This window comes from Novimethylophilus sp., from assembly GCF_036504375.1.
Lineage (GTDB): Bacteria > Pseudomonadota > Gammaproteobacteria > Burkholderiales > Methylophilaceae > Novimethylophilus.
Genome location: NZ_DASXVH010000055.1, coordinates 1 through 22,749, shown reverse-complemented (window position 1 = coordinate 22,749; position 22,749 = coordinate 1). Strand labels below are relative to the sequence as shown.

Below are 22,749 nucleotides of genomic sequence, written 5' to 3'. Positions count from 1 at the left end.
CCTGGGTGGCCTTGTAGATGAGGATGTCCGCGCTTTGCAGCAGCGGGTAGCCGAGGAAGCCGTAGGTGGAGAGATCCTTGTGCGCCAGTTTTTCCTGCTGGTCCTTGTAGGTTGGCACGCGCTCCAGCCAGCCCAGCGGGGTAATCATCGACAGCAAGGTATGCAGTTCGGCGTGCTCGGGCACGCGCGACTGGATGAAAATAGTGGCATTGGCCGGATCGACGCCGGCGGCGAGCCAGTCGATCACCATTTCCCAGACGTTGTCCTCGATGATGTGCGGCGTATCGTAGTGGGTAGTCAGCGCATGCCAGTCGGCGACGAAAAACAGGCATTCATGCTCGTGCTGCAGCCTGAGCCAGTTCTTCAGCACGCCGTGATAATGCCCCAGGTGCAGGTTGCCGGTGGGGCGCATGCCCGACAGTACGCGTTCAACAGCCATGTGTTAAAAAACCTCGAAAAGACCTCAAAAAAGGAACCAGGTAAGCAGGCCGATCGTCGCATCGATCAGCGGCCCCAGTATTCTACCGAGAATACCGGTAAACATGAGCACCAGCAGGATAACAAAACCATAGCGCTCGACCTGGGAAAACTGGTAGGCCAGCCGGTGCGGCAGCAGGCTGACCGCGATGCGGCCCCCGTCCAGCGGCGGCAGCGGCAGCAGGTTGAGCACCATCAGCACGACGTTGATCGTGATGCCGGCCTGCGCCATCAAGGACAGCGGCGTCGAGATCGCCTCCGGCGCAGCCGGCGAGAACTTCAGCGCCAGCCCCCACATGATGGCCATGATCAGATTGGACACGGGGCCGGCGGCGGCCACCCACAACATGTCCTGCTTGGGGCGGCGCAGCTTGCCGAAATTGACCGGCACCGGCTTGGCCCAGCCGAACAGGATGCCGCCCACCAGCAGCGTGAGCAGCGGCACCAGAATAGTTCCCACCGGGTCGATATGGCGCAGCGGGTTGAAACTGATGCGCCCTTGCGCATATGCGGTCATATCGCCGAAATATTTGGCCACATAGCCGTGCGCCGCCTCGTGCACGGTGATCGCGAAGATCACCGGCAGTGCGTAAACGGATATTTTTTGTATTAAGGTCAATTCCATTATGTTTCCAGTCCAAACGGGCGGATATCGCCCAGGCCTTGCCGAACCAGCTTCGGCTCGCTCGCGGTGAGGTCGATCACCGTCGTCATTTCGTTGCTGCAGGCGCCGGCGTCGATCACCAGGTCGAGCTGGTGCTCCAGCCGGTCGCGGATTTCCCAGGCCTGGTTGAGCGGTTCATCCTCATTCGGCAGGCTCAGGGTCATGCTCAGCATAGGTTCTCCCAGCTCATCCAGCAACGCCTGCGTCACCGCGTGGCCCGGCACGCGCAAGCCTATCGTGCTGCGCTTGGGATGCTGCAAGCGGCGCGGCACCTCGCGCGTCGCTTCCAGGATAAAGGTATAACTGCCCGGCGTATTGGCCTTGAGCAGACGGAACTGGCGGTTGTCCACCTTGGCGTAAGTGGCGATTTCCGCCAGATTGCGGCACACCAGCGTGAACAGGTGCCCCTCGTCCACACCGCGAATCGCCCGGATGCGCTCCTGCGCCGCCTTGTCGCCCAGATGGCAGCCCAGTGCGTAGCAGGAGTCGGTGGGGTAGGCGATCACGCCGCCTGCGCGCAGAATCTCGACCGCCTGTTTGATCAGTCGCGGCTGCGGGTCCTGCGGATGAATTGAAAAATATTGCGCCATAAAATCTTTTAAGCCACAGAGGGCACAGAGATCAAAACTTCGGGATTTCCTTTGTGTTCTCTGTGCCCTCAGTGGCTAATGTTTTTCTCCCGTTTCAGCCCAGTCATGCCACACCGGCGTGCAAATCTCCGGCAACGCCGGCAGGCGCCCCATTTCCATGTAGGTCATGCCCGGGCCGTGGTAGTCGGAGCCGCTTGATGCCATTAGATCGAACTGCCGCGCGAGCCGCGCGAACTCGTGGTACTGGTCGGCGGTGTGGCTGCCGGTGACGACTTCCAGCGCCTTGCCGCCCAGTTCGCGGAATTCGTTGAGCAGTTCCAGCATCCGGGTGCGGCCGAGGTCATAGCGCCCGGGATGCGCCAGTACCGGGATGCCGCCGCTGCCGATAATCCATGCCAGCGCCTGTTCCAGGTCGGCCCATTTATGCTCGAAATAACCCGGCTTGCCCGCGACCAGAAAGCGCTTGAATACGCCGCGCACGTCGCTGGCGTAGCCTTGCGCCACCATCCAGCGGGCGAAATGGCTGCGGCTGATGATGCCGCCGCGCGTGGCGTGCGCGTACGCGCCTTCCAGGCTGCCTGCAATGCCGGCACGGGCAAGGCTGTTCGCCATGCCCTGGGCCCGCACGTGACGGCTGTCGCGGATGCGCTTCAGGCCGTCGTATAACGGAGCGTAGGCCGGATCGACCTTGAGGCCGACGATATGCAGCGTGCGACGGCACCAGGTCACCGAGATTTCGACTCCCCGAATGAAAGCGATGCCCACAGCCTGCGCGGCCGCCTCCGCTTCCGCCAGTCCGGCTACGTCGTCATGATCGGTCAGCGCCAGCACTTGCACGCCTTTTCCCGCAGCATATTGCACCAGATCGGCGGGCGCGAGCAAACCATCGGAAATCGTCGAGTGGCAGTGTAGGTCGATTTGGGAAGGCATGCGGAGGGGGAGTTCCTGAATTCAAGCCGAATCATAGCATTACAGCGATATCCTTGCCATGACGCGGCACCATTTTCCGATCAATATCGGACTCGGCAAACGGCCCGGCATCCCCCGCTCACTCGTTGTCTATTTCCTTGCGCCCCCAGCGCAGCCATACGCGCAGCCGGCGAAAATCCTCGCGTTGCAGCATGTCCGGCAGCAGCACGAGCGCGATGCCGAAACGCCGCCCTTCCAGGCTAAGGTGCAACACCGTCAGCCAAGGCTGGACGAAGCTGGAGCCGCGCACTTCGGCGGCCTGCCAATCGCCTTGGCGCAGACGTACCGAAAACGTGCCGTCTGCCGCCAGATGCAGGCCGTCGACGGCTTCGCCAGATTTTCGCAACACATGCCGGTATCCGTAATAAATCAGGCTGACAACCAGTGCAAGCGACAGCGCCAGCCGCAACGCCGCATCCAGCGGCACCAGCACCAACGGCAGCACGGCCAGCATATGCATGCCTGTCAGCAGCGCGGCCAGCCGCCTTGATGGCAGTAGGGTCGCCCGCAGTGGCTTCACGCTATAATGTTGCAAACATTTCTCCGGGGCATCCTGATGAATACTTCATGGCTCGATTTTCTTGCCGCACGCGGCGCCGTCGTGATTGACGGCGAGGTGCGGCATTACGGCCAGCCGCAGAGCGAACTGGCCGCAGTCAACGGCGACATTATCGCCGATCTCTCCCATCTAGGCCTGCTGCAGGTCAGCGGCGCGGACGCTGCGACCTTTCTGCAGGGCCAGGTCACCAACGACATCCAGCTGCTGGACGGCAGCAACAGCCAGTATGCCGGATACTGCATGGCCAAGGGCCGCCTGCTGGCGATTTTCCTGGCTTTTGCGCATTACGGCCACTTCCACCTGCAGTGCAACGGCGCGCTCAGGGAACAGATCGCCAAACGCCTGAAAATGTATGTGCTGCGCGCCAAGGTGACGATTGCCGACGCCTCGGACGACATTATCCGCATCGGCGTGGCGGGCGCCAACGCGCCGGCCGCCCTGCAACGGATTTTCGCCGATATCCCGCAAGCCTCGCACCGGCTGGTCAACCTGGAACCCGCCACTATCCTTCGCCTGCCCGGCGCCGCACCGCGCTTCGAGATTTTCGCCGAACCGCAGCATGCCGAGCCCATCTGGACCCAGCTGCAAGCAAGCTGCACGCCGGTCGGCAGAGACTGCTGGGACTGGCTGGACATCCGCGCCGGCATTCCCGATATCACGCCCGCGACGCAGGAAGCCTTCGTGCCGCAGATGGTCAACCTGGATGCGCTCGACGGCATCAATTTCAAGAAGGGCTGCTACACCGGCCAGGAAATCGTCGCCCGCACGCACTACCTGGGCAAGGTCAAGCGCCGTACCCAGCTCGCCCATATCGACACCGACCAAGCGCCGCAGCCCGGCGACGACCTGTTCGGCACAGGCACCGCCGAAGCGGTGGGCAAGATCGTCAATGCCGCACCCGCACCCGGCGGCGGCTTCGACGTGCTGGCGGAAATCCGGCTGGAAGCGCTGGACGCGGGAGCGATACGCTGGAACTCCCCGCAGGGCGCCGAGCTGAAGCTATCGCCGCTGCCCTACCTGCTCTGAGTCTTGCCTCGATCATCCTGAACTTGCGCAAAGCTTGATGCTCATCAAGACCTGAAAGCGGTACATTCGATAAAATTTGCCCGTCTATCGTTTCCGGGCAATACGCCATGAGCAAAATCAGCGAATACCTCAGCCACGGCCACCAGCATTGCGACGGATTGTTCGTGGCGGCCGAAAACGCCGTCGCTGACGGCCGCATGGCCGAGGCCGAAACCGGCTACTGCGCGTTTCGCGACGAGATGGAAACCCATTTCACGATGGAAGAAACCGTCATGTTTCCCGCTTTTGAGGCAGCTACCGGCATGGTGGGAGGCCCCACCGAGGTGATGCGCTCGGAGCATGTGCAGATGCGCGAACTGCTGGCCCAGATGCAGGCAGCGTTCGCCAAACCGGACGCCTACGAATACCTGGGTTTATCCGAAACCCTGCTGATGATCATGCAGCAGCACAACTTCAAGGAAGAGCAGATTCTTTACGCGATGGCCGACCAGGCCTTGGAGAGCGACGCCGCAGCCATCATCGAGCGCATGAAGGCAGTCGAAATTGCCCACTGACGACATCGAAGAGCGCCTGCTCGACGTACGCGACCTGGAGCCGCCGGAGCCGCTGGAACGGGTACTGGCGGAAATGGAAACCCTGGGCCGCCGCCAGCGCATCCGCATGCTGCACCGGCGCGACCCCTACATGCTATACCCCATCCTGGAGCGCGAGCATTTTGCCCACGAAACTTCGATCACCGATGACGGCGAATTCCATATCCTGATCTGGCGCAAGTAATCTCCTATGCTCCCCCTGCAGACCGGCCTTTCGTTCGAGCAGGCACCGCCCATCACGGTACCGTTCCGTTTTTTTCTCACCGCCCCGCTGTTCCTGCTGGCGGCCGCCTGCCTGCTGGCATGGTTCGGCCCGGCGGCATTGCAGATGCGCCAGGCGCCGGCCACGCTGGCACTGACACATCTGCTGACGCTGGGCGTGATGTCGATGACGATGTGCGGCGCGCTGATGCAAATGCTGCCGGTGATCGCCGGTTCGCCCATCGTTCATCCCCGGCTCACGGCCGCGCTGTGCCATGGCCTGCTGACGCTGGGTACGCCAATGCTGGCAGCTGCGTTCCTGACCGGCAATCATGCGTTGGGCCTCGCCTCCACGGCTGTCCTGGGATGCGGCTTCGGCGCTTTCATCGTTGCCTCCGGCTTAAGCCTGGCTCGAATCAGAACCTGCAACAGCACGGTGATATCCATGGGGCTGGCGGCAATCGCGCTAGCCGTCGCAATTCCGCTGGGCATGGTGCTGTTGCTGGCGCGCATCGGCTCGATCAACATCGCTTATGCCCAGTACGCGGAACTGCATCCCTTGTGGGGATCGATAGGTTGGGCCGCGCTGCTGATCATCGGCGTTGCCTACCAGGTGGTGCCGATGTTCCTGATGACGCCGGACTACCCCAAGCACCTGACGCGTATGCTGGCCGTCATCTTGTTCGCCCTGCTCGTCGTCAAGACCGCAGCCGTTTTGCTGGATGCTTCGCCGCCGATGAATGCCGGCGTCGATACCGGCCTGGCGGCCGGCCTGACTTGGTTTGCGCTGACCACGCTGCGCCTGCAAGCGATGCGCAAACGCCGCCATGCCGACCCTACGCAACGCTATTGGCGTCTGGCGATGAGCGCACTGATCGTTGCCGCCCTTGGCGGCGTGATGCTGCGCTGGGTATCGGCGGAAGCGGCGGAAATGCTGAAGCTCGTGCTGGGCATGCTGTTCATCATCGGTTTCGTGCTGGGCGTCATCAGCGGCATGCTGTACAAAATCGTGCCGTTTCTGGCCTGGTTCCACCTGCAAAGCCGCCATCTCAGGCAAGTGCCGATCCCCAACATGAAAACGCTGATGCCGGACAACCGTGCGCTGGCGCAGATGCGCGTGTGGCTATGCGCGGTCATCATGCTGGCGGCGGCGATGGTGTTGCCGCGCGTCTTCACCTATCCTGCCGCGCTGCTGCTCGCGGCGGCGGCGATATGGCTGGAATGGAACCTGCTCGCTACGGTGCGCAGCTACAAAAATACCCGGCGCCTTGCCATGGCGAAGAAAATTTAATATCGTAGCCGCATGTCTGCCACCCCGCCCAAGACCGAACTACTGCTTTCCCACCTGCCGCTGTTCAATGAATTCGATCATGAAGAACTCGCCCGCATCGCCGGCGGCACGCATCAGAAGCACCTGGCCAAAGGCGAAACCCTGTTCCGCAAGGGCGAGCCCTGCAACGGCTTTTACATGGTGGTTTACGGGCAGATCAAACTCAGCGTGCATGCGCCCAGCGGCGCCGAGAAGGTCATCGAAATCATAGGCCCCGGACAAAGTTTCGGCGAAGCGGTGATGTTCCTGGAGCGACCATACCCGGTATTCTCGCAGGCGCTGTCCGACAGCCTGGTGGTGCATATCGCCAAAGCGTCGCTGTTCGGCGAGGCCAGGCACGATATCCGCATGGCCAGGAAAATGCTCGCCGGCATGAGCATGAAGCTGCACCGGCTGGTGAACGACGTGGAAACCTATTCCCTGCAATCCTCGATGCAGCGCGTGATCGGCTTCCTGCTGCAAAACGAGGGTACCGACCATACCGGCCAGGTGCATGTCAGCCTGCCGGCCGGCAAGGCGGTGATCGCCTCGCGCCTCAACATCACGCCGGAGACCTTTTCCCGCATCCTGCACGATCTCGGCGCTTCCGGCCTGATCACCGTGCAGGGCAAAGACATCGTCATCAACGACCTGGAAAAAATGCGCGGCTTCGAGAAATAGGGCGCCGGGAGGAAATCAGGGGTTTTTAACGGCGGCAGGCGGCTGAGCTGGTGCCGGCCGGGCAGCGGGCTGCTGCCCGGGCGACGGCTGCATCACCTGGTAGAACACTTCATCCTGCTTGACCATACCCAGTTCGCTGCGGGCGCGCTCTTCGATCGCGGCATAGCCCTGTTTCAAGTCGCGCACTTCGGCATCCAGCGAGTCGTTGCGCGCCTTGAGCTTGTCGTTGGCTTCCTTCTGCCGTTCGATCTGCCTGCTCAAATCCCATACCCGCAGCCAGCTGCCCTTACCGAGCCACAACGGATATTGCAGCGCGGCAATAAGGACGACGAGGATGAGGGTCAGGAATCTCATCGCTCGCCGGCGTTCAGCCGATCAACTGGTAGTAGGCGTTGCGGCCGGGGAAGCTGGTCGTGCTGCCCAGTTCCTCTTCGATGCGCAGCAGCTGGTTGTACTTGGCGATACGCTCGGAGCGCGACAGCGAGCCGGTCTTGATCTGCATCACGTTGGTCGCCACGGCGATGTCGGCGATCGTGGTGTCCTCGGTTTCGCCGGAGCGATGCGAGATTACCGCGGTATAGCCGGCGCGCTTGGCGGTTTCGATGGCTTCGAAAGTTTCGGTCAAGGTGCCGATCTGGTTGACCTTGATCAGGATGGAATTGGCGATGCCGCGCCGGATGCCTTCGCGCAGAATTTTAGGATTGGTGACGAACACGTCGTCGCCCACCAATTGCACCGAATCGCCCATGCGCTGGGTCAGCAGGCTCCAGCCGTCCCAGTCGTGCTCGCTCATGCCGTCCTCGATGCTGATCAGCGGATACTTGTCGACCCAGGTGGCGAGGTAGTCGGCGAACTGCTCCGAACTCAATTGCAGGCCCTCTGATTCGATGTGATATTTGCCGTCCCTGTAGAACTCGGAGCTGGCGCAGTCCACGCCCAGCAGCACGTCGCCGCCCGGCTCGTAGCCGGCTGCGGAGATCGCTTCCATGATGTACTGGATCGCCGCTTCGTTGGACGGCAAATCGGGCGCAAACCCGCCTTCGTCGCCTACCGTGGTGGCGAGGCCCTTCTTGTGCAAAATCTTCTTCAGCGCATGGAATACTTCGGCGCCACAGCGGATAGCTTCGCGGAAGCTGGGACGACCGGCCGGAATAATCATGAATTCCTGCATGTCCACGCTATTCTCGGCGTGAGCGCCGCCGTTGATGATATTCATCATCGGCACCGGCAGCTGCATCTGTGCGGAACCGCCCAGGTAGCGGTATAACGGCAAGCCGGATTCGTCGGCTGCGGCACGGGCACAGGCCATCGACACCGCGAGCGTGGCATTGGCACCCAGCCGCGACTTGTTGTCGGTGCCGTCGATCTCGATCAGCGTGCGGTCGATGAATGCCTGCTCTTCCACGTCCAGCCCGGCCAGCGCTTCGGCGATCTCGGTGTTGACGTTCTCCACCGCCTGTAGCACGCCCTTGCCCAAGTAGCGCGCGGCATCGCCGTCGCGCAGCTCCACGGCTTCCTTGCTGCCGGTGGAGGCGCCGGACGGCACCGCCGCGCGCCCGATCACGCCGGACTCCAGCAGCACGTCGGCTTCGACCGTGGGGTTGCCGCGAGAATCCAATATCTCGCGGGCGATGACTTCAACGATTGCACTCATGGGTTTTTCCTTTTCTTCAAAAACATTTCAGCCGCCGATAAACGCAGATGAAACCCGGCTTCAAGTTTATTTATCGGCGGTTAATTTAATTCGTTCTCAATAAATCCGTGCTTCTTCACCAGACTGTCTATCTCGATCAATGTTTCCAGCAGTGCGCGCATCTTGCCCAGCGGCCAGGCGTTGGGGCCATCGGACATCGCCTGCTCCGGATTGGGGTGGGTTTCCATGAACACCCCGGCGACGCCGCTCGCCACCGCCGCACGCGCCAGCACCGGCACAAACTCGCGCTGGCCGCCGCTTTTGTCGCCTTGCCCCCCCGGCTGTTGCACCGAATGCGTGGCGTCGAATACCACCGGGCAGCCGGTATTGCGCATCACCGCGAGGCCGCGCATGTCGGACACCAGGGTGTTATAGCCGAACGAGGCGCCGCGCTCGCACACCATGATGGTGTCCGTGTCGCCGTTGGCTGCCTTGGCTTTGTCGACCACGTTTTTCATGTCCCACGGCGCCATGAACTGGCCCTTCTTGACGTTGACCGGTTTGCCGGAGCGCGCGCAGGCTTCGATGAAATCGGTCTGACGGCACAGGAACGCCGGCGTTTGCAGCACATCCACCACTACCGCCACTTCGGGCACTTCCTGTTCGGTATGCACGTCGGTCAGCACCGGCACGCCGATCTGCTTTTTGACTTCCGACAGGATGCGCAGGCCTTCCTGCATGCCCAGGCCGCGGAAGGTCTTACCCGAACTGCGGTTGGCCTTGTCGTAGGACGACTTGTAGATGAAATTGATGCCCAGTTCGGCACAGATTTCCTTCAGCTGGCCGGCAGTATCCAGCGCCATTTGTTCCGACTCGATCACGCACGGGCCGGCAATCAGGAACATCGGCTGGTAGAGGCCGACTTCAAAACCACAGAGTTTCATCAATAAAACCTTTTCTGTTAACCACAGATGAACGCCGATGAACGCAGACAACCCCGGACACAACTTTTAGTTTAATTTTATCGGCGTTCATCTGCGTATATCGGCGGTTAATGTTGTTTCTGTTTCTTGGCCAACGCCGCCTCCACGTAGGCCTTGAACAACGGGTGACCAGTACGCGGGTTGGACGTGAATTCCGGGTGGAACTGGCAGGCGACGAACCAGGGGTGCACGCTTTGCGGCAACTCGATCATTTCGCACAGGTTTTCCGTTGGGGTGCGGGCGGAAACCACAAGCCCCGCGGCTTCCAGCCGATCCACGTAATGATTGTTGACCTCAAAGCGGTGGCGGTGGCGCTCGTTGACGGCATCGCCATAAATCTCCGCGGCCATAGTGCCCGGCACGATGGGGCATTTCTGCGCGCCCAGACGCATGGTGCCGCCGAGGTCTGAAGACTCGTCACGCTTTTCAAGCTTGCCGTCGGCATTCTGCCATTCGGTAATAAGGCCTATCACGGGATGAGGAGATTCCGGATCAAATTCGGTGCTGTTGGCCTTTTCAAGGCCGGCGACATCGCGTGCATATTCGATCACGGCCAATTGCATGCCCAGGCAGATGCCCAAGTAGGGCACCTTGTGTTCACGCGCATAGCGGATCGCGGCAATCTTGCCCTCGGTGCCGCGCTTGCCGAAACCGCCGGGTACCAGAATCGCGTCCATCGCCTCCAGCGCGCCAATGCCGTGTTTCTCGATTTCCTCGGAATCCATGTAGTGGATGCGCACCTTGGAACGGGTATGCATGCCGGCATGGGCCAGCGCTTCGGTCAGCGACTTGTAGGATTCGGTAAGATCGACGTATTTGCCGACGAAAGCGATATGCACTTCGTGCTGCGGATGTTCCAGCGCATCCACCAGTGTTTTCCATACGCTGAGGTCGGCGGCTTTCGCCAAGATGCCCAGCTTGTGGCAGACGATCTCGTCCAGCATCTGGTCGTGCAGCATGCCCGGGATCTTGTAGATGGAATCGGCGTCAACCGCGGAAATCACCGCCTCCGGCGCGACATTGGTGAACAGCGCGATCTTGCGCCGCTCGTCTTCGGGAATCGGGCGGTCGGCGCGGCACAAAAGAATATCGGGCTGGATACCGATTTCGCGCAGCTCCTTGACGGAATGCTGGGTCGGCTTGGTTTTCAGTTCGCCGGCGGTGGGAATCCACGGCAGCAAGGTCAGGTGGATATAACAGGAGTTGCCTCGGCCTTCCTCGATGCCCATCTGGCGGATCGCTTCCAGGAACGGCAGCGACTCGATATCGCCCACCGTGCCGCCGACTTCGACAATCGCCACATCCGCGCCCTCGGCGCCGCGCTTGATGTTGCACTTGATCTCGTCGGTGATGTGCGGGATCACCTGTACCGTTTTGCCGAGGTACTCGCCGCGCCGCTCCTTCTTGATCACGGACTCGTAAATCTGGCCGGTGGTGAAATTGTTGCGCTTGCCCATGCGCGCGCTGATGAAGCGCTCATAGTGGCCGAGATCGAGATCGGTCTCGGCGCCGTCGTCGGTGACGAACACCTCGCCGTGTTGAAACGGGCTCATCGTGCCGGGATCGACGTTGATGTACGGATCCAGCTTGAGCATGGTGACTTTGATGCCGCGGGATTCGAGGATGGCACCCAGCGACGCCGCCGCGATGCCCTTGCCCAGGGAAGAAACCACCCCGCCGGTGACGAATACGTATTTGGTCATGAAAAAGCTTGTTTGGAATGTGGCGGACGGGAGTGAATTTTACCCGAAACGGGGGGGGGCTACAATGAAGGTTATCGGACAATGTTGAGCAGCTGCCGGTTTTAAAGACACTGCGTATAGTTGTGTCTGATGAAATCGGAGGTAGTAGATGGTACGCAGGAAATTTAGCCGAGAGTACAAGCTTGAGGCGGTAAAGTTGGTCCAGGATCGAGGCGTGACGGTGGCGCAAGCGGCACGCGATCTGGACATCCACGAGAACGTGTTGCGCAAATGGGTTAAAGAGTTCAAAAGCGACTCGCAGCAGGCATTCCCCGGCCACGGGCAGATGAAGCCGGAGCAGCTTGAGATTGAGCGGCTGCGCCGCGAAGTGATCAAGCTCAAAGCCGAACGGGACATTCTAAAAAAAGCCGCGGCCTACTTCGCGAAGGAACTGAAATGAAATTCGGGTTCATTGCGAAGCATCGGGGGATCTGGCCGTCGGCATGGCTGTGCGAGACGCTCGATGTCTCTCGGAGTGGGTTCTATGCGTGGCTGACGCGCGCCCCCAGCATCCGCCAACGTAGTAACGAAATCCTTTCATCCGAGGTGCGCACAAGTTTCCTGCAAAGCGATCGTACCTATGGGGCCAGGCGTGTCTGGCATGACCTGTTGGCCGCCGGGCATGCTTGTGGATTGCATCGCGTGGAGCGTCTGATGCAGAAACAAGGATTGCGTGCCCGTCCCAGGCGGCGTGGGTTACCTCAGGATCGTGGCGATCGGCCGCTTAACGCCATGGCGCCCAATGTGCTGGATCGCCAGTTCAGCGCATCCGCCCCCAACCAGAAATGGGTGGCCGACTTCACCTACATCTGGACAGCCGAAGGCTGGCTCTATGTCGCAGTGGTGCTGGACCTGTATTCACGGCGAGCCGTGGGCTGGTCCATGCACGCCACGATGACGGCGCAACTCGTGACCGACGCACTGATGATGGCGGTATGGCGACGCGGCAAGCCTGACGCGCTGCTGCATCACTCGGACCGTGGCAGCCAGTACACCAGTGAACAGTTCCAGCGCCTGCTGTCGGAGCTTGGCGTTACATGCAGCATGAGTCGTTCGGGCAATGTATGGGACAACTCGGCCATGGAAAGCTTCTTCTCGACGCTCAAGACCGAACGTATTGCGCGCAAGGTGTATCGGACAAGAGATCAGGCCAGATTTATCTAACCTAGAGGCGCTCTATCCAAATATTCATCTCTGGGGTCTAAAAAGAATTTCGGGACTTGTTGTTAATGCGGGCTTGGTAGAGTGGTTAATAAACAAACGAACATAACAATTCGTTCCAGCGGACGCCAAAAAACTACGCTTTTTGTCTCTGCTGAACTCAAACATTCGCAGTAGCAGGTCTTGCACAAACACATTCCCAATCACTCTCATTGGTGACCCACCACCCTATTCCCCTGTGCCACGCCGAGCAGCACAACCGAGCCGGGGAATTCGGCGAGGACTGTCTGAGCGCAGCGAGTTCCGCAGCCGCCCGGCTTGGCGAGCAGCGCAGGGGGCGTGAAGCGGGGTGCCCTTCTCTTCGGTTACCTTCTCTTGGGCAAGCAAGAGAAGGTAACTCGGCTGTCGGCCGAGACCGACGGTGTTGATGCCTAGATTCCAGAGCACTAAAGAATCAAGGCTACTCCTGCTTCCAGCGCCCATACCCTTTGAACTGCTCCATCACCTCCGCCATTTCCTGCGCACTCAGCAAGGCTGGCTCCCCCACCTGCAACGCCCGCCAATACTGCTCGCACAGTGCTTCCACCTCCACCGTCACCGCAAACGCCTCATCCAGGTCGCGCCCCAGCGCGACCATGCCGTGGTTGGCCAGCAGGCAGGCTTTGCGGCTATGCAGCGCAGACACGGCGGCATCCGACAATGCCTGGCTGCCGAACAGCGCATACGGCGCACAGCGGATGCTGTCGCCGCCGGCCAGCGCGATCATGTAATGGAAAGGCGGGATGTCCCGGCGCAGGCAAGCCAGCGTAGTGGTGAACATGGAATGGGTGTGGATGACGGCGCCGACTTCCGGCCTGGCGGCGAGAATATCGCGGTGGAAACGCCATTCGCTGGATGGCTTGCCCTTGCCGTGCTGGCCGTTGAAATCCATCTGCACCATGTCGTGCGGCGTCATCGCCTCAACGCTCATCCCGGAGGGGGTAACCAGAAACCCCTCGGCAACGCGCACGCAGACATTCCCCGAAGTGCCGCGGTTGAGGCCGGCCTCGGAAAGTTTGCGGGTGACCGCCAGCAAGTGTTCGCGTAACAGGATCATAAGATGCCTCTCAATCCGGAAACATAGTCCGCAATGCATGGGGTGCAGCAATACCGCGCTCGGTAATGATGCCGGTGACCAGCCGCGCCGGCGTGACATCGAAGGCCGGATTGGCGGCAGCGCTGCCGGCCGGCAGCACATTCACGCGGCAGGCATCCCCATTTTCCATACGCCCCTGCACCCAGGCGACCTCGTTCGCATCGCGCTCTTCGATCGGAATCTCGCGCACGCCGTCGATTATGCCCCAGTCTATCGTCGGCGACGGCACGGCTGCATAGAACGGCACCCGATTATCGAAAGCCGCCAGCGCCTTCAGATAAGTCCCGATCTTGTTGCAAACATCCCCAACCGCCGTGACGCGGTCCGCGCCGACAATCACCATGTCCACCTCGCCATGCTGCATGAGATGGCCGCCGGCATTGTCGGCAATGACGGTATGCGGCACGCCGTGCTGGCCGAGTTCCCACGCGGTAAGGCTGGCGCCCTGGTTGCGCGGGCGGGTTTCGTCCACCCACACATGCAGCGGAATTCCGGCATCGAACGCCCGGTAGATAGGTGCCAGCGCCGTGCCCCAGTCCACCGTGGCGAGCCAGCCGGCATTGCAATGGGTCAGCACATTGAGCGGAGCGCCCGTTTTCAGATACAACTCGCTCAGCAACGCAAGCCCGTGGCCGCCAATCGCCTGGTTGAGCGCCACGTCCTCATCGCAAATCGAAGCCGCTTCGCGCCATGCGGTTTCGATGCGCGCGGCGGCAGGCAAAGGCTGCAATACCTGCAGCATGCGCTGCACCGCCCAGCGTAAATTGACGGCTGTGGGGCGCGTCGCCATCAAGGCCTGTGCCGCCTCCTCCAGCCCTGCGTCGTCGCTGCGCTCCCGCAAACCCAGCACCATGCCGTACGCGGCCGCCGCACCGATCAGCGGCGCGCCGCGCACCTGCATGGCCTTGATCGCATACGCCGCGTCAGCCAGGGTTTGCAGCCGACGCACGGCAAACGTGTGCGGCAGGCAGGTCTGGTCGATGACTTCCACCGCCAGGCCATCGGCAGATCGCCAGATCGTACGCCACAAGTCACCCCGAATTTTCATTAACTATCTCATCCTTTAAAGCTTTTCGCACTATCCACAGAATCTGTGGATAATTTTGTTAATAACCTCGCCATAAAAGCGTAACCCTTTGCAGCCACAACGCTTTTTTACAATCGCCTATTTTTTGAACTATTTAAAAAGTATTTAATAATCAACATGTTACTCTACAACATTGGTTGACATAGGTTTTTTCACAAAACTTAATGTAACACTTGAACACATGTGCACAACAGTGTTAGACAACACCGGCATCCGGGCCTTTTGGTCCCGTTTAAGACATCATCCCAGCCTTGGCAATGCCCTTATGGCATTAATGGTTGTCATCTCCGCCACAGTGCCGACATCTTCAGACCGCAGATCTGCCAGAACCGCAGCGATATGCGGTAACTCTACCGGGCTGTTGCGGCCTTCTCCCACCCAGGCAGGCGGAATATCGGGAGCGTCCGTTTCCAGCACGACGGCATCCAACGGCAGCGTTCTTGCCAACTCTCGAATACGCAAAGCCCGCTCGAAGGTCATCGCACCGCCGAACCCCAGCTTGAAGCCGAGCCCGATCAGCATTTCGGCCTGCTGGCGGCTGCCGTTGAAGGCGTGGGCGATACCGCCCCTGACCGTGATCCGACGCAGATGCTTGAGCACCGCATCGATCGCGCGGCGCACGTGCAAAATCACCGGCAGATCGTGATCCCGGGCGATTTTCAGTTGCTCGACGAAGTAATATTCCTGGCGCTCGATGTCCGGGGACTGAACGAAGAAATCCAGTCCGATCTCGCCAATCGCAAGCGGCGCCGAACCGGCAACGATCTCGCGCAACAAATCCAGGTCTGATGGAACGGCCTGAGCCACAAACAAAGGATGGATACCGTATGCGGCAATGCAAGCCGGATAGCGTTGGCATACGTCTGCGACGAGCGCGAAATTTTGCCGCCCTATCGCCGGCACGACGATGGTTTTGACGCCGGCCTCGGTTGCCATACGCACCACTTCGTCACGGTCGCGGTCGAACTCGCGGGCATCGAGATGGCAGTGCGTATCAACGAGGCCGTGCGCGAATGCGGATATCCTGTCCGACATGGCTTGTGTCCAGTATGTCGAGCGCGGTGCGCTGCGCCATTTCCGTCAACGCCGGGAAATCGAACATGCCGCGCGCGGACGACCCCAGCAATACGGGCGCAAAATAGAGCAACAGTTCGTCCACCAGATTGAGGCGCAACAACTCGCCGGTCAGGCTGGCGCCGGCTTCGACGTGCAGTTCGTTGATTCCGCGGCGTCCCAGCTCGGTCAGCAACGCGACGAGGTCGATCTTGCCGTCGGCCCCCGGTAACGCCAACACTTCCGCGCCGCCAGCACGCAGCGCTGCGGCTTGGGGAATACGGTCGTCGCAGCAGACGAGAAGGGCGCCGCCTTGCAGTATGGCCGAGGATGGGGGCGTACGCAGCCGGCTGTCGGCAATGATGCGCAGCGGCTGGCGCCCGATATCCAGTTCGCGCACGTTGAGGCAGGGGTCGTCCGCCAGCACCGTGCCGATACCCGTCAGGATCGCGCATGATCGCGCGCGCCAGCGCTGCACGTCGTGCCGTGCCGCATCGCCGGTGATCCATTGGCTGATGCCGCTGGCGAGCGCGGTGCCGCCATCCAGGCTGGCGGCGATTTTGGCCCGCAGAAACGGCCGCCCGCGTTCCATGCGGGAAATGAATCCGGGGTTGAGCTCGCGCGCCTGCGCTTCCATCAGTCCGACGGCAATCCCGATGCCGCGAGCCTGCAGCCTGGCCAAGCCGCTGCCGGCCACCACGGGATTGGGGTCGGCCATCGCCGCTACCACGTGCGCGACGCCGGCCGCCAGTAACGCCTCGGCGCAGGGTGGCGTGCGGCCGTGATGACTGCAAGGCTCCAGCGTGACGTAAGCGGTTGCGCCGCGCGCCAGTTCGCCGGCCTGGCGCAGCGCATGGACTTCCGCATGCGGCCCGCCGGCACGCTCGTGCCAGCCTTCGCCGACGGCTTCGCCGTCGCGTACGATGACGCAGCCGACACGGGGGTTGGGGGAAGTTGTGCACAGGCCGCGCGCCGCCAGCCGCAATGCATGCGCCATATGCTGGTGGTCGGAGACGGAGTAAGAAGTCATCATGGGTCTATGATTGCCACAGATCAATGCTGCACGATCGCCGTATGGGTCAGTCTTCCGTTACTGTCGAAATACAGCCGCAAGCCATGCACGACCCACTGGCAAACGCCGAGTTCATATTCGATTTGCGCGGGCTCTTCCCACGCCGGCCGCCCCAGCAGCATGGTGGCTTCCGGTTTGCTGATTCCCGGCCTGAGCAGGCGCTCACGCAGATCCCGCACCATTTTTCCGCGGTCGCATGCCGCCGAACCGTTCGCGGCGGATGAGGCCCAGCGTACCTGGTCGAATGCATCGTGGCCGAAAACGAAGCGCTCTCTCATCGCCCACCACGCGAAAAACACCACGGTTACCACAACGGTAAAAACCGCGAACACCGCGGGAATCACGACCAGGGCTTTAAGCGGCGGCTTTTCTGGCATGGGATTCTAGGATTTACCCCAGGCAATCAATCGCGACTATTGTCGGTACTGCGGCGTTTGACTTTTCCCAGATCGCGGATCGCCTCGTGAAAATCGTCCACATCCTGGAAGCTGCGGTAGATGGAAGCGAAACGGATATAAGCCACCTTATCCAATCGGCGCAGCTCCTGCATCACCGCCTCGCCCAGGTCGCGCGAATGAATTTCCCGCTCCCCCTGAGCCAGCACCTTCTGCGCGATATGCTCTATGGCCTGGTCTACATATTCGGTCGGCACTGGCCGCTTGTGCAGCGCGCGGGTGAACGACAGCCGCAATTTGTCGCGCGAAAACTCTTCGCGCGTACCGTTCTGCTTGACCACCTGCGGCATATGCAGTTCGGCGACCTCGTAGGTGGTAAAGCGCTTTTCGCACGAAGCGCAGCGCCGCCGCCGGCGTATGGTATCGCCCTCGTCATTGACTCGCGAGTCGATAACCTGGGTATCGTCGGCGCCGCAGAAGGGGCATTTCATCGAAGCTTACGCACCGTATACCGGAAACTTGGCCGTCAGGATCTGCACTTCCTTGATCACATGCGCGATGACGGCCTCGTCGTTGGGGGCATCGAGCACGTCCGCGATCAGATTCGCCAACTTTTCCGCTTCGGCTTCCTTGAACCCCCGGGTCGTCATCGCCGGGGTGCCGATGCGAATGCCGCTGGTGACGAAAGGCTTTTGCGGATCGTTGGGGATGGCGTTCTTGTTGACCGTGATATGGGCGCGTCCCAGCAGTGCTTCCGCATCCTTGCCAGTCAGGTTCTTGGGTTGCAGGTCGACCAGGAACAGATGGCTCTCGGTACGGCCGGAAACGATGCGCAGGCCGCGTTCGGCGAGTACCTTGGCCATCACCCGGGCATTGGCCATCACCTGTTCCTGGTACAGTTTGAAGTCATGCGTCGCGGCTTCCTTGAACGCCACCGCCTTGGCGGCGATCACGTGCATCAGCGGACCGCCCTGCACGTTGGGGAAAATCGCCGAGTTGAGCGCTTTTTCATGTTCGGCCGAGGACAGAATCAGGCCGCCGCGCGGACCGCGCAGGGTCTTATGGGTGGTGCTGGTGACGAAATCGGCGATGCCGACCGGGCTGGGGTACAGGCCGGCAGCCACCAAGCCGGCATAATGCGCCATATCGACAAACAGATACGCACCCACGCTGTCGGCAATCTTGCGGAAGCGCTTCCAGTCGATCACCAGGGCATAAGCGGAAGCCCCGGCGACGATCATCCTGGGCTTGTACTCCTGCGCCAGGCGCTCGACCTCGGCGTAATCGATTTCCTCGGTCTGCGGATGCAGGCCGTAGGTCACCGCGTTGAACACCTTGCCGCTGAAATTGACCGAAGCGCCGTGGGTCAGATGCCCGCCGTGCGCGAGAGACATGCCCAGGATCGTGTCGCCGGGCTTGAGCACGGAAAGATATACCGCCGCATTGGCCTGCGAGCCGGAATGCGGCTGCACGTTGGCGTATTGCGCGCCGAACAGTTTCTTGGCGCGGTCGATCGCCAGTTGCTCGGCGATGTCCACGTACTCGCAACCACCATAGTAGCGCTTGCCCGGATAGCCTTCGGCATACTTGTTGGTCAGCACGGAACCCTGCGCTTCCATCACGGCCGGGCTGGTGTAGTTTTCCGAAGCGATCAGCTCGATGTGGTCTTCCTGGCGCTGACGCTCGGCCTCCATGGCCTCAAACAGTTCCGGGTCGAATTGGCTGATGGTTTGCGATGCACTGAACATGATCAAAATTCCAGAAATTAAAAACTGCTTGAATTTTAACATGATCGTCATGCCCATGCTTATGCGTAGCTCACTCCGACGCATCACTGTACTGACGGAAAGCGGGGCAGGTTTGGCGTTATAATCCGCCTATTTCCACCCTCCTCCGCACACCCATGAGCCTGATACGGGAACAGGATTTCGTTGCCAGCATTCACGACGCGCTGCAATACATCTCCTACTATCATTCGCCGGATTTTCTGCAGGCGCTGCAAAGCGCCTATCAGCGTGAGGAATCGCCCGCAGCACGCGATGCGCTGGGACAGATCCTGACCAACTCCTATCTTTGCGCCCAAGGCCAGCGGCCGCTGTGCCAAGATACCGGCATCGTCGTCGCTTTCATCAAAGTGGGTATGGGCGTGGTGTGGGATTCCAGGCGCGGCCTGCAGGAAATAGTGGATGAAGGGGTGCGGCTGGCTTATAGCGACCCCGACAACGTGCTGCGCGCGTCCATCGTAGCCGATCCCGCCGGGCGCCGCCGCAACACCGGCGACAATACGCCTGCCGTGGTGCACGTGGAACTGGTGCCGGGTGATACCGTGGAAGTGCATATCGCGGCCAAGGGCGGCGGCTCGGAGAACAAGGCGCAACTGGCGATGCTGGAACCCTCGGACGATATCGTCGCATGGGTGCTGGAAACCGTACCCAGGATGGGCGCCGGCTGGTGTCCGCCCGGCGTGCTCGGCATCGGCATCGGCGGCACCGCGGAAAAAGCCGCGCTGCTGGCCAAGGAATCATTGATGGCACCCATCGACATTCAGCAACTCAAGGCGCGCGGCCCCAGCAGTCGGGTCGAAGAGTTGCGGCTGGAACTCTTCGACAAGGTCAATGCGCTCGGCATCGGCACGCAGGGGCTGGGCGGACTGACCACGGTGCTGGATGTGAAGATTCTGGATTATCCCACTCACGCCACTTCGCTGCCGGTCGCGATCATCCCCAACTGCGCCGCGACCCGTCACATCCACTTCACGCTAAGCGGAGACGGCCCGGCAGTGCTGCCGGTGCCCAGGCTCGATGATTGGTCGCAGATCGCACTCGATGGCGGCCTGCCGGCGCAGCACGTTAATCTGGACACGCTGACCCGCGCCGATATTGCGCAGTGGCAGCCCGGCGAGAAACTGCTGCTTTCCGGCAAGCTGTTGACCGGGCGCGATGCCGCACACAAGCGGTTATTCGACATACGGTCTCGCGGTGAGCCACTGCCCGAAGGTGTCGACTTCAACAACCGCTTCATCTATTACGTCGGCCCGGTCAATCCGGTGCGGGATGAAGTGATAGGACCGGCAGGCCCGACCACGGCCACGCGCATGGACCGCTTCACCGATTTCATGCTGGAGCAGATCAACGTGCTGGGCATGATAGGCAAGGCCGAGCGCGGCAGCGCGGCAATAGATTCGATCAGGCGTCATCAATCGGTCTACCTGATCGCCGTCGGCGGCGCGGCCTACCTGGTTTCCAAGGCCATCAAATCGGCGCGTATCGCGGCTTTTGCCGACCTCGGCATGGAAGCGATTTATGAGTTTGTCGTCGAAGACATGCCGGTCACTGTCGCCGTCGATAGCCAGGGTAATTCCATCCACGAGAGCGGGCCTGCCGAATGGCGTGCCAGGATCGGTCAAATTCCGGTGGTCGGGATTTAACATTGAACCGAACGGGAATACGTTCACTCCTAATTCCGTTTAATTTTCCTATTCTCTGGAATTGAATAATGGCAAAACTGTTCACGCCACTCAAACTGCGCGGGATCGAATTTAAAAACCGCATATTCGTCTCCCCGATGTGCCAATACTCGGCTGAAGGCGGCATGCCGAACAACTGGCATCTAGTCAATTACGGCAGCCGAGCCGTTGGCGGGGCTGCGCTGGTCATGGTCGAAGCCACCGCGATCTGCCCGGAAGGGCGCATAACCCCTTGGTGCACCGGCTTGTGGTCAGACGCCCATACCGAGGCATTCCGTCCCATTGCCGATTTCATCCGTAGCCAAGGCTCGGTGCCGGGTATCCAGATCGGCCACGCAGGCCGCAAAGCCTCTTGCGACGCTCCATGGAGAGGTGGCAGATACTTACCTGTCGGTTCCGGCGGCTGGCAGACCGTAGCGCCTTCCGCGACACCTTTCACTCTCAGCCACGGGACGCCGCAAGCGTTATCGCCTGATGCCATCGACCACGTCGTCGAATTGTTCACCGAGACTGCGCAGCGTTCGCTGGCTGCCGGCTTTGAGGTCATCGAGGTACATTGCGCGCACGGTTACCTGCTCAACGAGTTTTTATCGCCGTTATCCAACCGGCGCGAAGACGAATATGGTGGCAACCTGGAAAACCGTTGCCGCTTGCCGCTAAAAGTCGCCCAAACCATACGCGACCTCTGGCCAGAACAATGGCCGGTATTCGTGCGCATCTCGGCCACCGATTGGGTTGACGGCGGATGGGATCTGGCGCAGTCCATCCAGTTCGCCAAGTGGCTGAAGGAAATCGGCATCGACCTGATCGACTGTTCCAGCGGCGGATTGGTGGCAGATGCAAAAATTCCCGCGGCACCCGGCTTTCAGACACCGTTTGCTGAAAGCATCCGGCATGAAGCCGGCATCGCCACCGGCGCGGTCGGCCTGATTACCGACGCGCACCAGGCCGAACATATCCTGGTCGCCGGCCAGGCCGACGCCGTACTGTTAGCGCGGGAACTGCTGCGTAATCCCTATTGGCCGCTGGAAGCCGCACGCAAGCTTGGGGGAGATGTAAAATGGCCCGATCAATACGCGAGAGCCAAATTATGAAATGGACAGACGTGCAGCAGATTGCCGAAGAACTGTATGACAAGTTTCCGGAGATCGACCCTAAAACGATACGCTTTACCGACCTCTACAATTGGGTGATGGAGTTGGAGGGCTTCAACGACGATCCCAAGCATTGCGGCGAAAAAATACTTGAAGGGATCCAGCAGGCATGGATAAACGAGGCCGATTAGCTGCGGCCTCCCGGCGAGGAGCCGGCGGAGTCAAGCCAGGCACCTGCCGGACTCCTGAAAATGAAATACACGCATGAATACATTCGCAAAGAACCGGCAAGCGCCGTGTGCAACCAAACCGGCATGCGTCAGATGGCCGCTTCGTCGACCTCGCCGGTACGGATGCGAATCACCTTCTCGACTGAAGTGACGAAAATCTTGCCATCGCCGATCTTGCCGGTACGCGCAGCATTGATGATGGCCTCGATCGCACGCTCGACCTGCTCGTCGCTGACAACCAGTTCAAGTTTGATCTTGGGCAGAAAGTCCACTACATACTCGGCGCCGCGATAAAGTTCGGTATGCCCCTTCTGCCGACCAAAACCTTTGACCTCTGTTACAGTCATGCCGGTTACACCGATTTCGGAGAGGGCCTCTCGAACTTCGTCGAGCTTGAACGGCTTTATGATAGCTTCGATTTTTTTCATGCCTGTACCTTCTGCCATAAATTCAATACGGCAGGAATGTTAGCAGAAAGACTGCGTCTTGTCGCCGCTGCGCCGGAAATGTAAAAGCCCGGACCCTTGCGAACGTCAAACTTCGCTTCTCCAAACACAAAAGCCCTCGCGAAGAGGGCTAAATGTGAGGAATAGAGCGTCTGGCGGTGACCTACTTTCGCAAGCGTAGTG

25 protein-coding genes and 2 pseudogenes are annotated in these 22,749 nt (G+C 60.6%); 9 read left to right on the top strand and 18 right to left on the bottom strand.

Features of this window, described 5'->3' with window-relative positions; translation table 11 throughout:
- The 5 genes and pseudogenes from VGK14_RS08790 to VGK14_RS08770 form a co-directional block, all read right to left on the bottom strand.
- A pseudogene (locus VGK14_RS08790) lies at window positions 1–439 on the bottom strand (tryptophan--tRNA ligase); the annotation flags it as partial.
- Between the two features lie 24 nt (window positions 440–463).
- Window positions 464–1,102 (bottom strand): site-2 protease family protein, encoded by a 639-nt coding sequence (locus VGK14_RS08785; protein WP_331508659.1) that lies wholly within the window; start codon window positions 1,100–1,102, stop codon window positions 464–466.
- Window positions 1,102–1,731: an L-threonylcarbamoyladenylate synthase gene (locus tag VGK14_RS08780; protein WP_331508658.1), complete on the bottom strand. Its 630-nt coding sequence runs from the start codon at window positions 1,729–1,731 to the stop codon at window positions 1,102–1,104. Before VGK14_RS08780 ends, VGK14_RS08785 begins: the two co-directional genes overlap by 1 nt.
- A 75-nt stretch (window positions 1,732–1,806) precedes the next feature.
- Window positions 1,807–2,661, bottom strand: a complete 855-nt coding sequence (locus VGK14_RS08775) for a 3',5'-nucleoside bisphosphate phosphatase (protein WP_331508656.1) — start codon at window positions 2,659–2,661, stop codon at window positions 1,807–1,809.
- Between the two features lie 118 nt (window positions 2,662–2,779).
- Window positions 2,780–3,235 carry a protein YgfX gene (locus VGK14_RS08770; RefSeq protein ID WP_331508654.1) on the bottom strand — a complete coding sequence of 152 codons (456 nt, stop codon included), beginning with the start codon at window positions 3,233–3,235 and terminating at the stop codon, window positions 2,780–2,782.
- Between the two features lie 21 nt (window positions 3,236–3,256).
- Between VGK14_RS08770 and VGK14_RS08765 the strand changes: the two genes are divergently transcribed.
- From VGK14_RS08765 to VGK14_RS08745, 5 genes are all read left to right on the top strand, one after another.
- Window positions 3,257–4,285: a folate-binding protein gene (locus VGK14_RS08765; protein WP_331508653.1), complete on the top strand. Its 1,029-nt coding sequence runs from the start codon at window positions 3,257–3,259 to the stop codon at window positions 4,283–4,285.
- 107 nt (window positions 4,286–4,392) lie between these two features.
- The gene (locus VGK14_RS08760) at window positions 4,393–4,839 is read left to right on the top strand and encodes a hemerythrin domain-containing protein (protein ID WP_331508652.1); all 447 of its coding nucleotides are present in this window, start codon (window positions 4,393–4,395) and stop codon (window positions 4,837–4,839) included.
- Window positions 4,829–5,062: a DUF2249 domain-containing protein gene (locus tag VGK14_RS08755; RefSeq protein ID WP_331508651.1), complete on the top strand. Its 234-nt coding sequence runs from the start codon at window positions 4,829–4,831 to the stop codon at window positions 5,060–5,062. The genes VGK14_RS08760 and VGK14_RS08755 overlap by 11 nt, the downstream gene beginning before the upstream one ends.
- Before the next feature lie 6 nt (window positions 5,063–5,068).
- Window positions 5,069–6,370 (top strand): hypothetical protein, encoded by a 1,302-nt coding sequence (locus VGK14_RS08750; RefSeq protein ID WP_331508650.1) that lies wholly within the window; start codon window positions 5,069–5,071, stop codon window positions 6,368–6,370.
- Between the two features lie 12 nt (window positions 6,371–6,382).
- Window positions 6,383–7,069: a Crp/Fnr family transcriptional regulator gene (locus VGK14_RS08745; protein ID WP_331508648.1), complete on the top strand. Its 687-nt coding sequence runs from the start codon at window positions 6,383–6,385 to the stop codon at window positions 7,067–7,069.
- A gap of 15 nt (window positions 7,070–7,084) precedes the next feature.
- Here the strand turns inward: VGK14_RS08745 and ftsB are convergent, their stop codons facing one another.
- From ftsB to VGK14_RS08725, 4 genes are all read right to left on the bottom strand, one after another.
- On the bottom strand, window positions 7,085–7,423 hold the full coding sequence (gene ftsB / locus VGK14_RS08740; protein ID WP_331508647.1) for a cell division protein FtsB: 339 nt from the start codon (window positions 7,421–7,423) through the stop codon (window positions 7,085–7,087).
- Window positions 7,424–7,436: 13 nt separating this feature from the next.
- Complete coding sequence (gene eno / locus VGK14_RS08735) at window positions 7,437–8,723, bottom strand: phosphopyruvate hydratase (RefSeq protein ID WP_331508646.1); 1,287 nt, start codon at window positions 8,721–8,723, stop codon at window positions 7,437–7,439.
- A gap of 80 nt (window positions 8,724–8,803) precedes the next feature.
- Window positions 8,804–9,646 carry a 3-deoxy-8-phosphooctulonate synthase gene (gene kdsA / locus VGK14_RS08730; protein WP_331508645.1) on the bottom strand — a complete coding sequence of 281 codons (843 nt, stop codon included), beginning with the start codon at window positions 9,644–9,646 and terminating at the stop codon, window positions 8,804–8,806.
- Between the two features lie 107 nt (window positions 9,647–9,753).
- The gene (locus VGK14_RS08725; protein ID WP_331508644.1) at window positions 9,754–11,388 is read right to left on the bottom strand and encodes a CTP synthase; all 1,635 of its coding nucleotides are present in this window, start codon (window positions 11,386–11,388) and stop codon (window positions 9,754–9,756) included.
- Between the two features lie 148 nt (window positions 11,389–11,536).
- Between VGK14_RS08725 and VGK14_RS08720 the strand changes: the two are divergent.
- Window positions 11,537–12,582 (top strand): annotated as a pseudogene (locus tag VGK14_RS08720) (IS3 family transposase); the annotation flags it as partial.
- A 466-nt stretch (window positions 12,583–13,048) separates the two neighbouring features.
- Here the strand turns inward: VGK14_RS08720 and VGK14_RS08715 are convergent.
- From VGK14_RS08715 to glyA, 7 genes are all read right to left on the bottom strand, one after another.
- Window positions 13,049–13,684 carry a class II aldolase/adducin family protein gene (locus VGK14_RS08715; RefSeq protein WP_331508643.1) on the bottom strand — a complete coding sequence of 212 codons (636 nt, stop codon included), beginning with the start codon at window positions 13,682–13,684 and terminating at the stop codon, window positions 13,049–13,051.
- Window positions 13,685–13,694: 10 nt separating this feature from the next.
- Window positions 13,695–14,771 carry an S-methyl-5-thioribose-1-phosphate isomerase gene (mtnA, locus tag VGK14_RS08710; protein ID WP_331508641.1) on the bottom strand — a complete coding sequence of 359 codons (1,077 nt, stop codon included), beginning with the start codon at window positions 14,769–14,771 and terminating at the stop codon, window positions 13,695–13,697.
- Between the two features lie 279 nt (window positions 14,772–15,050).
- Entirely contained in the window at window positions 15,051–15,845 is a 795-nt protein-coding gene (locus VGK14_RS08705) for a TatD family hydrolase (protein ID WP_331508640.1), read from the bottom strand.
- A complete protein-coding gene (ribD, locus tag VGK14_RS08700; RefSeq protein WP_331508660.1) occupies window positions 15,805–16,893 on the bottom strand; it encodes a bifunctional diaminohydroxyphosphoribosylaminopyrimidine deaminase/5-amino-6-(5-phosphoribosylamino)uracil reductase RibD in 1,089 nt (362 codons plus the stop codon). Before ribD ends, VGK14_RS08705 begins: the two co-directional genes overlap by 41 nt.
- Before the next feature lie 23 nt (window positions 16,894–16,916).
- Window positions 16,917–17,312, bottom strand: a complete 396-nt coding sequence (locus tag VGK14_RS08695) for a hypothetical protein (protein WP_331508638.1) — start codon at window positions 17,310–17,312, stop codon at window positions 16,917–16,919.
- A gap of 26 nt (window positions 17,313–17,338) precedes the next feature.
- Complete coding sequence (gene nrdR / locus VGK14_RS08690) at window positions 17,339–17,821, bottom strand: transcriptional regulator NrdR (protein WP_331508636.1); 483 nt, start codon at window positions 17,819–17,821, stop codon at window positions 17,339–17,341.
- Window positions 17,822–17,827: 6 nt separating this feature from the next.
- Window positions 17,828–19,078 carry a serine hydroxymethyltransferase gene (gene glyA / locus VGK14_RS08685; RefSeq protein ID WP_331508635.1) on the bottom strand — a complete coding sequence of 417 codons (1,251 nt, stop codon included), beginning with the start codon at window positions 19,076–19,078 and terminating at the stop codon, window positions 17,828–17,830.
- Between the two features lie 155 nt (window positions 19,079–19,233).
- Here glyA and VGK14_RS08680 point away from each other — a divergent pair, with 155 nt between their 5' ends.
- From VGK14_RS08680 to iscX, 3 genes are all read left to right on the top strand, one after another.
- Entirely contained in the window at window positions 19,234–20,757 is a 1,524-nt protein-coding gene (locus VGK14_RS08680; protein ID WP_331508633.1) for a fumarate hydratase, read from the top strand.
- 68 nt (window positions 20,758–20,825) lie between these two features.
- Window positions 20,826–21,890 (top strand): NADH:flavin oxidoreductase/NADH oxidase, encoded by a 1,065-nt coding sequence (locus VGK14_RS08675; protein ID WP_331508632.1) that lies wholly within the window; start codon window positions 20,826–20,828, stop codon window positions 21,888–21,890.
- Window positions 21,887–22,081 (top strand): Fe-S cluster assembly protein IscX, encoded by a 195-nt coding sequence (gene iscX / locus VGK14_RS08670; protein ID WP_331508630.1) that lies wholly within the window; start codon window positions 21,887–21,889, stop codon window positions 22,079–22,081. The genes VGK14_RS08675 and iscX overlap by 4 nt, the downstream gene beginning before the upstream one ends.
- A 128-nt stretch (window positions 22,082–22,209) precedes the next feature.
- On the opposite strand, the gene VGK14_RS08665 is transcribed toward iscX, so the two are convergent.
- Window positions 22,210–22,548: a P-II family nitrogen regulator gene (locus tag VGK14_RS08665; protein WP_331508629.1), complete on the bottom strand. Its 339-nt coding sequence runs from the start codon at window positions 22,546–22,548 to the stop codon at window positions 22,210–22,212.
- The coding region (locus tag VGK14_RS08660) for a hypothetical protein (RefSeq protein WP_331508628.1) at window positions 22,545–22,749 on the bottom strand (205 nt) is incomplete at its 5' end. The genes VGK14_RS08665 and VGK14_RS08660, both read right to left, overlap by 4 nt.